This window comes from Umbribacter vaginalis (assembly GCA_001552935.1).
Classification (GTDB): Bacteria; Actinomycetota; Coriobacteriia; order Coriobacteriales; family Eggerthellaceae; genus Berryella; species Berryella vaginalis.
The window spans coordinates 1-13,636 of sequence record KQ959673.1 but is presented as its reverse complement, the minus strand read 5'-3'; the positions used below and the strand labels follow the sequence as shown (position 1 = coordinate 13,636).

Annotated in this window: 11 protein-coding genes; 1 reads left to right on the top strand and 10 read right to left on the bottom strand. The window is 41.9% G+C overall.

Features of this window, described 5'->3' with window-relative positions; translation table 11 throughout:
• Window positions 1-1,517 (bottom strand): leucine-rich repeat domain-containing protein (locus tag HMPREF3190_RS00505; RefSeq protein WP_156425665.1); only part of this gene is annotated, 1,517 nt, incomplete at its 3' end.
• Window positions 1,518-1,742: 225 nt separating this feature from the next.
• Between HMPREF3190_RS00505 and HMPREF3190_RS00500 the strand changes: the two genes are divergently transcribed.
• The gene (locus HMPREF3190_RS00500) at window positions 1,743-2,033 is read left to right on the top strand and encodes a hypothetical protein (RefSeq protein WP_066779180.1); all 291 of its coding nucleotides are present in this window, start codon (window positions 1,743-1,745) and stop codon (window positions 2,031-2,033) included.
• On the opposite strand, the gene topB is transcribed toward HMPREF3190_RS00500, so the two are convergent.
• The 9 genes from topB to HMPREF3190_RS00455 form a co-directional block, all read right to left on the bottom strand.
• Window positions 2,026-3,756, bottom strand: coding sequence for a DNA topoisomerase III (topB, locus tag HMPREF3190_RS00495; protein WP_066779177.1), 1,731 nt, complete (start codon window positions 3,754-3,756; stop codon window positions 2,026-2,028). The two genes, HMPREF3190_RS00500 and topB, sit on opposite strands and share 8 nt — an antisense overlap.
• A 7-nt stretch (window positions 3,757-3,763) precedes the next feature.
• A complete protein-coding gene (locus HMPREF3190_RS00490) occupies window positions 3,764-4,603 on the bottom strand; it encodes a hypothetical protein (RefSeq protein ID WP_066779170.1) in 840 nt (279 codons plus the stop codon).
• 19 nt (window positions 4,604-4,622) lie between these two features.
• Window positions 4,623-6,500: a phage tail tip lysozyme gene (locus tag HMPREF3190_RS07495; RefSeq protein WP_066779168.1), complete on the bottom strand. Its 1,878-nt coding sequence runs from the start codon at window positions 6,498-6,500 to the stop codon at window positions 4,623-4,625.
• Window positions 6,501-6,510: 10 nt separating this feature from the next.
• Window positions 6,511-8,925, bottom strand: a complete 2,415-nt coding sequence (locus HMPREF3190_RS00480; RefSeq protein WP_066779167.1) for a VirB4-like conjugal transfer ATPase, CD1110 family — start codon at window positions 8,923-8,925, stop codon at window positions 6,511-6,513.
• On the bottom strand, window positions 8,876-9,265 hold the full coding sequence (locus HMPREF3190_RS00475; RefSeq protein ID WP_066779159.1) for a PrgI family protein: 390 nt from the start codon (window positions 9,263-9,265) through the stop codon (window positions 8,876-8,878). Before HMPREF3190_RS00475 ends, HMPREF3190_RS00480 begins: the two co-directional genes overlap by 50 nt.
• A gap of 1 nt (window position 9,266) precedes the next feature.
• Window positions 9,267-10,184 (bottom strand): hypothetical protein, encoded by a 918-nt coding sequence (locus HMPREF3190_RS00470; RefSeq protein WP_066779152.1) that lies wholly within the window; start codon window positions 10,182-10,184, stop codon window positions 9,267-9,269.
• Between the two features lie 10 nt (window positions 10,185-10,194).
• The gene (locus HMPREF3190_RS00465; protein WP_066779149.1) at window positions 10,195-10,419 is read right to left on the bottom strand and encodes a hypothetical protein; all 225 of its coding nucleotides are present in this window, start codon (window positions 10,417-10,419) and stop codon (window positions 10,195-10,197) included.
• 151 nt (window positions 10,420-10,570) lie between these two features.
• On the bottom strand, window positions 10,571-12,181 hold the full coding sequence (locus tag HMPREF3190_RS00460; protein WP_449675896.1) for a VirD4-like conjugal transfer protein, CD1115 family: 1,611 nt from the start codon (window positions 12,179-12,181) through the stop codon (window positions 10,571-10,573).
• Window positions 12,182-12,430: 249 nt separating this feature from the next.
• Window positions 12,431-13,459: a PcfB family protein gene (locus HMPREF3190_RS00455; protein ID WP_066779143.1), complete on the bottom strand. Its 1,029-nt coding sequence runs from the start codon at window positions 13,457-13,459 to the stop codon at window positions 12,431-12,433.
• Window positions 13,460-13,636: the final 177 nt, after the last annotated feature.

Sequence of the window (13,636 nt, the reverse complement as noted above, 5' to 3'; positions counted from 1 at the left end):
GTGTTTTCTAGCGCTGCTTGCTTTTCAGCAGCATCAAGTGTGGACATGAAAACATCACCAGGCGTTGCAACGCGCTCTTGTTCTTCGCTTTTTGAAAAGTCCTCACGTGTTAAGTGATAGGTATGTTCTAAAACATAATCTGTATATGAAATCACTTGCTCAGCAGCGCTTAATACTTGCTTTAGTAAGTTATTTTTTTCTGCTTCGGGCACATCTTCATCGCCCACCCAGCCTGCGATATATGATGCGTTCGCGCGCATAGAATCGATGCCGTAATATTGTGCAACAATACCAGCACATAATTCAGCTTGATATTCTTGCAGCGCACGAGGGAGTGCTGTGTTCTTATCGACATTAGTATGTGGATTGTGCAGCAGCGCATGTGCTGTTTCGTGTGCCAAGGTTTTTAGCTGCTGATTTTCTGAAAGTGTTGCATCAATAAGAATTTTTACTGGTTCGCTAGAGTTATCATCTCGAGGGAACATAGTAACTCCTCTTGCACCGTTCAGCACGTCTGCACGCTCTTGATCACTTGCAAAAGAAACGCTATGCCCTAACTCATCACATAAAAAGTCTTTAATAACTGAAAATAGCGTTGTTGCGTGAACATCGTTACCAAGAATAAAATCTTGCGAAAAGGCTTTTGGATATTTTTCGATAGGGCAATCGGTTTGTGATATATCGAAAACAGGAACAAGAGTATATCCAGTTTTTTTGCGCTCAACGGTATACTCACCTGATGTAATGAGTTTTTTCTGCTCAGGTGTAGCATCTTTCAAGCGACAAATAACATTTTTATCTTTATCATAAACAAAACTTGTAAGACATGGTGCAAATATTTTAAGGGCATGCTCACCTTTGCGAACATTGTATCCTTGCTCTTTCCATTTAGAAAACGGTGCTACTTGTAGTGCACCTTCGCGTTGCTTATATATAAGAATGACGTTATTCATGCTATATTCACGAAATTGCTGGCTAAAGAGAAATAATTCATAGAGCGCATCTGGATCAAGTGTGTAATTTTTTACTGCTTCATCAATTTTTGCAGCAAGCTCTTTAATTTCTTTCTTTCGGTCAACCTTGCTTGATTTGGGGTGTAATGTAATGGTTTGGTTTCGGGTATCGATCTGTGTAAGGTTGGTCAAGCCTGCAAGAGGTGTGAGGTCGGAGACTTGGTTATGCTCAAGAGTGAGATCTGTAAGCTCAGGCAGGGATGCAAGCGCGCTGATGTCAGAGATGTTGTTATAGGCAAGATAGAGCTTTGTAAGGTTAGTTAACTTTGCCAGCGGTGAGAGGTCGGAGACTTGGTTGTAGACGAGATTGAGTGATTTAAGGTTCTTGAAGTTTTCAATCCCCTCTATTGATTGAATACCATTATTAGATAGATCTAATTTTCTAACTTTTAACGCATCATCTTCGGTAATCTCCTTTGCTGCCAGATCAATAAGACGGCGCACCTTCATATCAGAAAGAATTGCACTCTTTAGATTTTCATCTTTGAATTGAATAGTTTCCATTGTTTTCACTCCTTAAAGTATGATCTGCCGTATGGAAGTGCAGATACATTGTTTTATGTATTGTTGTATGGGGATTTATAGCGCATACAAGACAGTGCTTTTCATGCGCAAATTATAAGATTATAATCAAGAAGAAAAATTGAACATTGTATCACTCCTAGCTTGCATCCGTTGTATTGGAAGTACGGATTTTCTTACATTATATACCAAGTGAAAGGGTTAACTATGCAAGAAATTTTTCTATTTGAAATGATGATGGCACTTTTTTTCGCAATCCTGAAATTCATCGGTATATGCATCGGTGCAGCCATCACGGCAATAGTTTTTCTCGCTCGCATGCTCTGTTCACTCCTTAAAAACATCATCAAAGGTATAATTTTCATTATCAAATTCATTATCAGAAAAATCCGTTCTCGAAATGCTATCGAATCTGTAGAGGACACGCACCAACAATCAGATCTTGATCAAGTGATTTTTGTGTTCAAAAATCACAAGAGCGAACAAACATCTAAGTAGCAGCGCTTTCTTTTTGTATGACTGCACAAAGCTTTTGTGTAAGCTTTTCAAGAAACGCTTCCGTTGAGTATGTGCCTTGTGCTATTTCGCTTAACTTTGTCTCCCACTGTGCGGTAAGCCGTGCGCTTGTAAACTCGCTATCAACTGCACAGAGAAGCGCAATACCTTTGCCTGTTACGTGAAGTGCTTTTTTCTCACGCACAACAAAGCCTTTGCTAATAAGATTTTCGATAATACTTGCTCGTGTTGCAGGCGTGCCAATGCCTTTACGCTCGACTTCTACATTTTTATCAAGCACGTCTGTGCCAGCGATCTCCATAGCATGAAGCAAAGTATTTTCATTAAATGCAGCAGGGGGCTTGGTGTATTTATCCTCTATCAGAACTTCACGTATAGGGTATAACGTATCACATGACACATCGCCCTCCAGCAGCGCATGTGTGCTTTCTTTTACCTTAATTGCATACTTTGTCCATCCAGCAAGCCGTATTTGTTTTGCTGTTTGCGTAAAGGTAATACCGTCAAAGGTAAGTGTAAGCGTGGTTATATCTTCTACAAGGCTCTCACTTGCGCAAGCTAAAAACTTTGCTTTTACAAGCGCATAAATCGTTTTTTCTATATCGCTTACATCGAGTGTGTTTATATCCTTGCTCGCGCTTTCAAGAGTAGGAATTACAGCATAGTGATCGCTTACTTTTGATGAATCAAACATACGAGAGAAATTCTTTTCATCAGGTACAAAGCTAGGATCAAGAGCACTTAAAAGTGTGCGCACTGTATCTTTCATGTCATTAGTTAAGTATCTGCTATCAGTGCGAGGATACGATGTAAGCTTTTTCTCATAAAGCGCTTGAAGCGCATCGAGTGTCTTTTTAGCTGAAAAGCCATAAAGTTTATTCGCTTCACGTTGAAGGGTTGTTAAATCATAAAGACGAGCAGGGGGAGTTATTTTTTCTTTGTGTATAACGCTATCAAGCTCGCAAGACTTTTGTGCACGTATACTTGTAGCAATCTGCTCTGCATGCGCTTTATCATTGATACGCTCAGATACTACACTAAAAACATCACTCTTAATGCAAACCGTATAATACTTTTCTTTTTGAAAAGTTTTTATCGCTTTATCACGCGCTGCAATAAGGGCAAGGGTAGGTGTTTGTACACGTCCAACGCTAAACACTTGCCTAAATTTACATGAATACAAGCGTGACAAATTCATACCAACAAGCCAATCGGCAATGCTTCGCGCACGCGCTGCTGCAAATAGATTTTCATATTTGCTGCCAGGTAAAAGATTTTCAAAGCCTTTGCGTATAGCGCTATCTTCCATTGATGAGATCCAAAGACGATACATAGGCTTTTTGCAACACGCTTTCATATAGACAAGTCTGAAAATGCTCTCACCCTCGCGCCCTGCATCACAGGCGTTTATAACGCTATCAATATCGCTGCGCGCTAAAAGCGCTTTTAGTACATTAAACTGTGCTTTTGTTGCTTTTATAACTTCATACTTGTAGTGCTCAGGCACAATCGGCAAATCGTCAATGCGCCATTTGTCGTATTGCGAAGAATAGGCAGACGGTTGTGCAAGGCATACAAGATGCCCTACACACCACGATACGATATAACCATTTCCCTCAAAGCCTGCATCTGTCTTTTTATGTGCACCAATAGCGTTTGCAATACTTTTAGCAACGCTTGGCTTTTCTGCTATAACAAGTTTCATGATACACCTACTTAGATTTTCCAACTTCAAAGGCTTGTTTTTGAGAACTATACACAACGGGTATACGTGAGTGAGAATAATTGTTTACAATAAACTCAGTTGAAACATCGCCTGTTTTATAATCTGCTCTTACTTGCCCTGACCAGGTAAGCTCACTTGCTGTTGGATAGTAAGTTTCGCAAAACGCATGCAGCGTATCTTTAAGCTGTCCAGTCTTTCCACCTACAAGCTTATCAAATTCAGGCGTTATTCCTTTTACCTCAAAGGTGCCTGAGTTTTTAGATGGCATATAGCGTGTGCTTGAAAACGCACCTTGACCTATATGCATTTGCCATTTTTCATAGCCATTTTGCGCATAGCGCCTGGATACTTGCATAAGGTAGGTTTGGCTGTCCATTTCAAGAGCAGCGGTATACATGACGGTAAAAAAGCTCGGATTGTTGGAATCAACGACACGGTTAAAATTAAACGCACTTAATACATAAGGACGTGACTTGATATTTTGTGATATTTGCTCTTTGATGATGGTATCGCTAAAGCTAATCACACTTTTTTCATTGCCATCAACCCAGGTATTATGCTCAAGTATGTCTACAAACTCCTTTTCATCTTTCGTATAGCGAGCTTGCGCTTGTTGCTGGCGTGCAGCAAGCTCAGGAGAAATTGCTTGCTCTGCCGTATCGCTTTGCTCGTGTGTGACTTGTGTTGCTTGTGGTGTGTTATAAGCGCTTAAAACGACATTTGCACCACATGACACAGCTATCAAAAATGCAACGATAGCAAGACTTGTTATAAGAGATTTTTGCTGTTTAACAGGCAAATGCTTAAAATCTTCTAATAGTTTCATAATTACATCCTTTCTAATGTTAGTGAAGTATCCTAATGGCGCATACCCAGCGGTTGTAGTGAATGGAATTTACACGGCAATAAGGCGGTGTTTGCTCAATTACCGTTGTTGGAGAAATATAGATACCAATGTGTCCTGGCATCCATACAAGATCGCCTGCTTGCGCTTCATCAAGCGGAATAGCTATACCTGCTGCTTTTTGTGCTTCACTGGTACGTGGTATCGAGATACCTGCTTGCGCATAGCACCATTGTGTGAAAAACGAACAGTCACACCCGTGCACAATGTCACTACCACCAAAAACATAAGGGGTTGCATTAGCAGCAACGCTATAAGCAGCAGAAATTACATCACTACCGCCAAGTGCGCCACCAGCACCCATGGTAAGGATGGTGTAATAGCGTTTAGCTGCTTCAATGCGCCGATCCCAATGTGCAAAAGCCTCATTTGGACGCTCAAAGGTGCGCCCGAAATAATATACAGCCTGTTCAAGGTCATCTATTCCCAAAAAAGCATTAAAATTCATCTGGATATTAGAGAAAAGCCCAGCAGCCCCTGTTCCTGTAAGTTCAGAATACAAAAAATCCAGCTGAACATTTATATTTGCTGGTGGTATGCCTTGAGAAAAAGCGTATTCTTCTAGCTGTCTGCGCCTGTCAAAAGACCACTGACACAGCCCAAAACCATCACCTGCTGCTGCATGTGGTGCTTCAATTTTTGCTGGATCAAACTCGCTTTCAGCAGCAATATTTCCCATAATGGCAGCAACGTGTAAGGGATCTATCTCTTTTTCAATTAAAAAGCGAGCAACCGTGCTTTCATATTCATTCATACCCTCAAAGTTTGCCCGATGCATAGCGCCCATGCTCCCTGCAATTAGCGTAAGTAAGAGCAAAAAGCCCATAAATGCGCCAACGATTAAAGGTGCAAATAAAAGTACTCGTCCAAACAGGGCAAAACGTGTTAGCGCTAATAATTTGATCACACGCTTCATATGATTTTTAAGAGAGCCGATGCGCCGAGCAATAAATTTTTCTCTAAAGCGCGCAAGTCCAAAGCGTTTTTCTGCACGCGCAAGTTGCTTTTTTCGCTTTAAAAATGCTGCTTGTGTCATCTGTGCTTTTTTCGATGCAAGGATGCGCTGCTGTGCTTTTACTTCACGAAGTTTACGCATACGCTTTAAGCGTAAATACTCTAGGCGCTGCTCGTTTTTTTGAATCTTATAAGCAATTTTTTCACGCTTGTAGGGATAAGTTTTTAACTGATGTGCTTGACGTGCACGAGCAAGGCGATACGGTGCTGCAAGCGCACTTGTTGCTATCTTTCGCGCACCTTTACTTGAATTTTCAAATTCTTTGCCGACATCGATCTCTTTATCGCTATCAGCACACTGCGCACCATACACATACGCTTGCGTTGCAGCAGCGCGCGCAGCGTTAGATGCGCTTGCCCCTCTTTTTGAAAAGATACGCCTGGATAAGCTTTGACCAAACACGCCAGCAGCAAAACTCTTTTCGCTCTCATCTGTATCAAACGCACCTGTTGCTTCGTCAATGTTGGTACTTGCTGTTTGATTAAAGCGATTATGCAAATACGTGCTTGCAGCAAAAAGAGCAGACGGTGCGTGTGTGGTATCGATCTCACGTTCTGATACGTTTACAGGCGCTTTTATAAGACTACTATTAAAGCTATCAGAAAAGCTGCTTTCCTCATCGCTTACTAAAAGCGAGCTTGAAACCAGGGCGGAAGAGGTCTTTTTATGTGCATCTAAAAGAAAATTGCTCTGTGCACCACTAAAATCCTTTTCATAATCAGATACCAGATCAACACTTTGCAGCAAATCTCCATCAACTGGTGTTGCTTCTTTTTGTAGGTAGTGTGAATCAAAATTACTCATAGATAACTACTTACCGAGCAAGGGCATCGCGAATATCTTCAAATTTTGTGGTAAACATCTGGTAGAGCTTTGTGTCTTGCGGAAACTCATTGACAAACGGCACAATCTTCGAGCCTGCTACCAAAAGACCTGCACCTTTACGCTTTGAAGCAATATGTCGCATCTGCGTATCAGATAAATGCAACAGTTCGCGCAAAATATCTGCGTCTGCTGTGGATTGTTCAAGCAGCAACATAAAATCTGAGTTTGATAACATCAAACGTGCTTTTTCGTTTTGTACCACGCGCGCGATATTTTGTGTGATGGCGGTAGGTACTGCTCCCCATTTACGGGCACGCGACCACAGTTCATCGTAAAAGTTAACTGCATAGTCATTTTTTAAGAGTAGCTGCCATTCATCGGTATAAAAATACGATCGCACGCCCTGATCGCGATTCTTTACAATCTGATTCCACACTTGATCGAGCACGACTAAAAGAGCAACCGTGCGCATTTGCTTACCGAGATCTTTAAGATCCCAGATACGCAAACGATTCGATGCGTCAATATTTGTGTGATGATTAAATACGGAATACGAGCCTGTAATATAGCGCTCAATAGTAACGGCTAAGATATGCGCATCTTCTTCGGGCTGTGCTAAAAGCTCTTTGTGAAAATCACTTAAAATTGGGAGATCATCTGCTTTACCTGATGTGAAGTACGGCTGATAGATAATGCGACACACCCTATCTACAATACTTTCTTGAATGGCAGAAAGTCCGCCAGCCATTTCTTTTACCAGCGATAAGATAAAGTCAGTCTTTACCGTAAGTGGATCGTCATCATCAGAGTAATCCTCTGAAATATCAAAAGGATTAAGGTAGTTTTTTGAAGCCGATGAGATGTGAATAATCTCTCCCGAAAAACCACGAGCAAGAGCAGAAAACTCACGTTCTGGATCGATAATATCCACACTGGCATCGCGCTCTGTTAAAAGCGTATTGGTCATCTCTTGTTTAGCAGCAAAGGATTTACCACGCCCAGGCTTGCCAACAATCATGCCGTTTGCAGCAGCGAGAGATGACCGTTTGAAAAATATAGGATTTTTCGATAATTGATTCCAACCGTAATATGCGCCACCAGGTTGCATTAACTCTTCAGATATGAAAGGACAAAACGCAGCAAGAGGTGCTGTTGTAAGTACACGCTCATGCGGAATGGCGCACACGCCCAAAGGAAGAATGCTTTTAAGCCCACGCGCGCGCTGCATATGAAATACAGGATCAATCTTGTAGCGATATGATCGCGCAACACGCTCTAACTCTTCTCGAGCATGTTTAAGCTCATCAAGACTGCGGGCGAAGGTGAAGAAAAGTAATGTCTGGATAAACATTTTTTGATCTTTATTCATAATATCAGAGTGCAGCGCTTCGGCATTTTTGATACCATCTTTCAAGTTACTTGGAAGCATCTCTTCAGTATAAAAAAACCGCTGACCGTGTTTAATCATATGATGTGATTTTTCTGCTTTCATATCGGTAAGCTGGGAGTCGACCAAATCAATAGCATCTGCTTGATCAATAATACGCACATGCATACTCATAACGAGATTTTGTGGCAGTGCAGAAAATGCAGCAAGAATATCATCTTTGACTGATCGCGCATATTTCGTAATGGAAAGTACACTGCCATAATAATCGCCGAATTGAAACGTTTGCGCATCAATCTTATCCAGGCATGCTGGAGCGATAAAGTCTTTTGTACAAAGTGTTGGGTTTGCATGCAAATCCTCATAGGAAAAACTTGCAGCACTTGTATCATCTGCTGGACGCAAAATACGAGCGCACACGCTTAGGCGCTCAGATGCACTACAAAAGTGCATATCTGATCCCATATCTTCAAATTTTCTGATAGCAGCTTCTCCTGCACGAAACAGCGTTGCTTCTGCTTCATCTTTATTAGCAGCCGTTGTACTTAAAATTAAATAACGCTCTCGCTCGATACTTTTTGTTTTTGAGAGTACTTGCTTTTCAATCATGGTGTTAATCTCACGCCGATATTCATTTTTAAGCTCTTGATTTGGATCATCTGAATAGGCAAGACACATAGACGTTTTAATATCTTTTCCATTGACCAGGCGGTTATTAAATAAAAGCTGCACATCCAAATCTGAATCAATCGAGTTTAGAAACTCAGCATAGGTGCTAAAGACTTCAAATTGTTCTTCATAGCGTCTGTCTTGATAGCTTACATCTTCAAAGGCATACATAACAGAGTATCTGCCCTGCTCAATGCGACACAATCCATTTTCAAACATGCATTCATAACCAAGTAGATCACGTACGTTTTTACCTGCTGGTGTAATAGTAAGTGTTGTTTGAGGATCTTTTTGCTTTTTATTCTTTTTCTTTTTTGTAGCATCTTTTTTGCTTGCGTGAAAAAGCATGGTTTATCTCCTTTAACTTCTTTTCGCTGGATGTTGTAATGTGGCTTTGTACGTATTCAAGCTCGCTCGGTACAAAAAACTCATCCATTGCAATAGATAAAAACTTTTCTAAATGCTGCCCTGAGAATTTCCCCAGACCAGCAATGCCAATAACGATGCCCTCAATGACGAGAAAGTACCCAATTAAAACAAGGGGCATATGAAAAATCGACAACACCGCAGCTGTTGCGCCAGCGATACATAACAGCAATACCGCAACACACACGCTTCGCTTTGTCTGACCAAAAAACGCTTTAGGTTCGTAATCGTTAATGTCATCGCGCAAAATAATTTCAATCATCTTATGCACCTACTAACTTATTCGCCAAACCACGTGAACCTTTCACAGCACCAAAAATTGAGAAAGAAAGTGCTAGAGGTGGTACACACGTAAGGATTATTTGAATGCCCGATGCGCCCGTAGTGGCGATCATATTGCTTAAAAGCACTGCTACACCAGCAAAAAGAGGTGCGACAAACTTCAAAAGCAACACAATTACTGCTCCTTGCAAGCAGACGGATGCATAATTTTTAATGAAATTGATACCGATTTGCTTTGTGTCTTGTCCAAGTAAGCACACAATCGGCAGCGCGCCAAACGCCACGCACACAAAAATCTCAATAAAGCGCCCAAGGGCATACACTTGTATAAAAATGCAGGTGGCAAAGGTAACGCCCAGCGCCACAAGCATGACAAGCATGATGATAAACAAAAGCCCGATTTGATCTCCTGTAGCTGAGTTAATGACGTTTAAGACTGCATCTTTTGGCATAACTTGACCTGACGTGCCACTTGAAAGAGCATATTTTTCAACGCCATGTGTGATATTGACGCTCAGGTCATATAACCCTCGCATGATGGCAGGTGTATTATCAACGACAAGTTTCACAATTAAAATCTTAATCAGGCAGCGCAGGAGCATCTCAATACCGCCGAATTTGCTTTTTTCGATGTGCTGTGTTGCTGTGTAAAATTCAAGTGCGACAAAAAAGCCAAGCAGCGTGTACGCTAAAACCATGGACACGTGAAGTGCCACACTTGATGCAACAGACCACACGCCCACAAGCTCAGGAGAAGCAAAATCCAGGGTAAAAATCCTAAAAGAGCTAATCGTACCGATAAATTCATTGATACCATCGCAACAAAATGTGGCGATGGATATACACCACCCTTTTATCAGATTAAAAAGCGCATCGTTTAAAAAACCGAGTGGATTCATTTTCTACTCCTTAAAAGGTAGGAATAGCAGGGAAAAATGTCGCTCCACCAAGACCGATAAGACAAATAACAATAGCTACACCAATGCCATAGGTGGCTTCTTCTTGATCGGCACTTGCACGGTGTTTGATTGCTTTTGCTAAGTTCATACCGCTAATTACGCCATAAATAAAACCGCCAGCTGTAATAGCCCAGAAAACAAGTTGTATAACTTTATTGAAAAATGACATATCCATGTGTTTTCACTCCTTAAAAAACGTTACAATAACTGTGGTTGCGTTTAGCAGCCGTCCATTTGTGACCCGTAAGGGTTGCAATTCACTCCTGCGTGCATGGGGGATACGGGTCAAAGCGAATGGAAGCGCTCCGTTGAAACCTGCACGCATTTTATTCACCCATAACAATCACCTCTCCTACATCGCGAAAAAAGTCCTGTTCAGGCATATCAATACCACGTGCTGTATACGAATCAACCATGCGATTTTTAGCAGCACGGGCACGCTGTGTTAAAACATATTCATCCAAGTTAAAGCTAGAGTGTTCAAGCTCGCTATAGTAAGGATGTTCTTTTGTATCGTATTTGTAATCTTTAAATGCAGCAGCTTGTTTAATTTTTACGATACACTCGTCCCCCGGGAAATTATCATCTCCCAGATCACTTGCTGCCATAAGCTTGCGAGCAAGTTTTTGCTCTGATACCGAGTACGAATCAGACGATCCACGCGATCGAGAAACGTTATCTACACATATTGTTTCTTCACCAAGCGTATCAGAAAATGCTGAATTAGCGTCATGATCGCACCTGCCCAGAAAAAGCGTAGTGTCGCAGTTACCCTTGATGATTTTTCTTATTTTTTCATCATATACGGCATCTATCTGTGCATCGGATTGTAGGATGGGGATAATATCAATACCAAATGAACGCAAGTATGCGATATGGCGCTCAATATCAGGGATGCGCCCGATATTGGCAAACTCATCCATGCCACACCACACACGTACAGGTAAGCGCTTATTGTCTTGCGCTCGTGCAAAGTGCAAAAGATCATCAAATACCCGAAAGAAAATCATCGATGTTAAGAAGCGATAGGTGTTATCTCCGGCACTCATGATAATAAAAAGAGCAGCTTTTGTATCAGGTGTTTGTGCGATACAAGACAGATCGCCCGTATCGTCATAGCGCATCATCTCACGTACCTGCGGTATCTTAAATGGCGCTAGACGCACTTCACAGGAAATAAGAATACTTTTAAGCGTTTTACCAGCACCTTTCTTAAAGCCATGCCATAGCTCAACCAAAAAGTATTCTCTATCTTTGTTGGTATATTTGCTTTCCAGGTCACGCACAAGAATATCGAGCGGAGAGACCGCTTTTTCGTTTTCTTCTTCAATTTGCGCAAAGCCTACAAGGCGCAGCAATGTATCAATGTTGCACAGTTCTTTTGGTGCAAACATCCACATATACCCAATGCAAAACTCATAAAGTAATTGCTCTGCTTGTACCCAGAAATCTTTGTGTCCATCAGGTGGTTGTGTATTATTGATGATACAGCCTGCTAGACGCAAAATATCAGCTTCCGTTTTGATCATAGTAAACGGGTTAAAATGCATGGAACGTGTTGGATCGTCTGTATTAAGCACCAGCACCTTATACCCATGCGCAAGTAAAAAGCCACCTGTATCTGTAAGTATCTGCTCGTCTGGATCGGTAATGACATATGAACCAAACATTTGCAGCAAATTAGGCAGTAAAAAGTTATAGCTTTTACCTGAACCCGAGCCACCAAGCACATAGATGTGCCCGTTGCGCTCGTAGCGCCTATCCGCAATGCGATCAAGCGATAAGCATGCACTTTGGCTTAAAATTACGTTTCTAAATTCATCTGCGCTTGCAAATGGCTTCATCTCAGCAAGACTTGCCCAGTGTGCACACCCGTATTCTTTTCCTTGTACACGCTTTTTCATCAATGCTTGCCCTGTTATATCGAAATGCAGCATAAAAAAGAGAAATGCTATTGCACACACGAGCGCACATGCAAACGTTGCGTGCTTGTCACTAAATACAGGATGATAAAAAAGCGTTGACGCAAATGCTTTGCATACATCTGTAGCGCTACAAGGCATGCCACTTAAACTCAGCAGCATATATAAGCCAACTAAGCGATTTGTACACCACGCTAGCACAACAGCGCATGTCACATAGATGCATATAAGCTTTTTTGTTACAGGTGATTTGTGCACAATTACCTACCTTATAAGTCCTTTATCACGTGCAAGCGTGTGCTCTTTTGCGCGTGCTTTATTTTCTGTATGTGCTTGCACCTCTGCGCTATCGAGTTTTTTCTCAAAGTCTGTTTTTTCGCCACTTGGTAGCGGATCGACTGACGTATCGGGTGGCTTTAGTCTGCCTGCGCCATCGCGTTGAAGATACTCCTTTTGTGGAACTGCGCCTTTAAGCTGCTCGCATGCACTTTGTACTTCTTCTATGCTTGCACAAGCAGAAAGATTATTGCTCGCAACAACGTTTTGCTTTGAGTTAATAATCTGTGCTACACCACAGCTAAAGGCTTGCATAACAAGTCCACCTAGCAGCACTTTTTCTGATAACAGCGTATTGATGTCGCCATCAGGAGTGTGGTATACCGCTCGTTTCGGCTTGCTCCACGTACCCTCTTGCGCCTTGGCGTTACCTTTGCTACTCTGCGCTTCTCTCTGCGTTTGAGTAGCAGCTTGCTTTTCTGATTGTGCGCTCTTTTGTTCTTGTTGCTTTTTGGCTTGTGCTTGCTTTTCAGATTGCGATTGTGTGCTTTGAGCTTGTACTTGCTGCGATACGGGTGCTTGCTCTGCTTGTGCAACTTGCGCTTTTTCAAGATAATCATGCATTGCATGTTCAATGACGCTTAAATTTGCAGCTTTAACAGCAATACCAAGCTCACCTGTTTGAGGATTTTTAACAACGGCGAAAGTGACACCCATTTTCTTTAGTTGTTTTTGAAACTGTTTTAGATCCGCGCGAGTAATCGGAATCGTGACAAGCTCTTTTTCGTCATTTGTGAGCGTTTTAATATTTACTTGCCCCTCTTTGCCGATACCGTTTATGTGTTTTGCTCCAACAGCTCCAGCTTTCCATAAAGCGCTATGCGCTACATGTGCAGTTCCCTTGAGTCCTGCCTGCGCCATGTCAAAAAGCAGCTGTGCGATTTTTTGTGCTGCTGGTATAGGCAAGCGTGTAAAAGTTAAAAAGAGCGCAACAATATGATCGTTTACTTCATCCATGATATTCTCCTATCGTTCCTGTGTTGGTGGTGTGTGGGGTGGTCGGTGCGTGTTTTCTAGTGCTGCTTGCTTTTCAGCAGCGTCAAGGGCAGATGTGAAAACGTCTGCTTTGCACGGTTTTTCCTGCTCTTGCTCGTGTACGTTTATATAATCGGGCACATCTTCAAGTGTGATACC

Bases quoted from the DNA above. Each gene is read 5' to 3' on its own strand.
- HMPREF3190_RS00480 (WP_066779167.1), bottom strand. From the start codon at position 8,925: ATGCTTTTTCACGCAAGCAAAAAAGATGCTACAAAAAAGAAAAAGAAT.
- HMPREF3190_RS00465 (WP_066779149.1), bottom strand. From the start codon at position 10,419: ATGGATATGTCATTTTTCAATAAAGTTATACAACTTGTTTTCTGGGCT.
- HMPREF3190_RS00490 (WP_066779170.1), bottom strand. From the start codon at position 4,603: ATGAAACTATTAGAAGATTTTAAGCATTTGCCTGTTAAACAGCAAAAA.
- HMPREF3190_RS07495 (WP_066779168.1), bottom strand. From the start codon at position 6,500: ATGAGTAATTTTGATTCACACTACCTACAAAAAGAAGCAACACCAGTT.
- HMPREF3190_RS00500 (WP_066779180.1), top strand. From the start codon at position 1,743: ATGCAAGAAATTTTTCTATTTGAAATGATGATGGCACTTTTTTTCGCA.
- HMPREF3190_RS00470 (WP_066779152.1), bottom strand. From the start codon at position 10,184: ATGAATCCACTCGGTTTTTTAAACGATGCGCTTTTTAATCTGATAAAA.
- HMPREF3190_RS00460 (WP_449675896.1), bottom strand. From the start codon at position 12,181: ATGCTGCATTTCGATATAACAGGGCAAGCATTGATGAAAAAGCGTGTA.
- topB (WP_066779177.1), bottom strand. From the start codon at position 3,756: ATGAAACTTGTTATAGCAGAAAAGCCAAGCGTTGCTAAAAGTATTGCA.
- HMPREF3190_RS00455 (WP_066779143.1), bottom strand. From the start codon at position 13,459: ATGGATGAAGTAAACGATCATATTGTTGCGCTCTTTTTAACTTTTACA.
- HMPREF3190_RS00475 (WP_066779159.1), bottom strand. From the start codon at position 9,265: ATGATTGAAATTATTTTGCGCGATGACATTAACGATTACGAACCTAAA.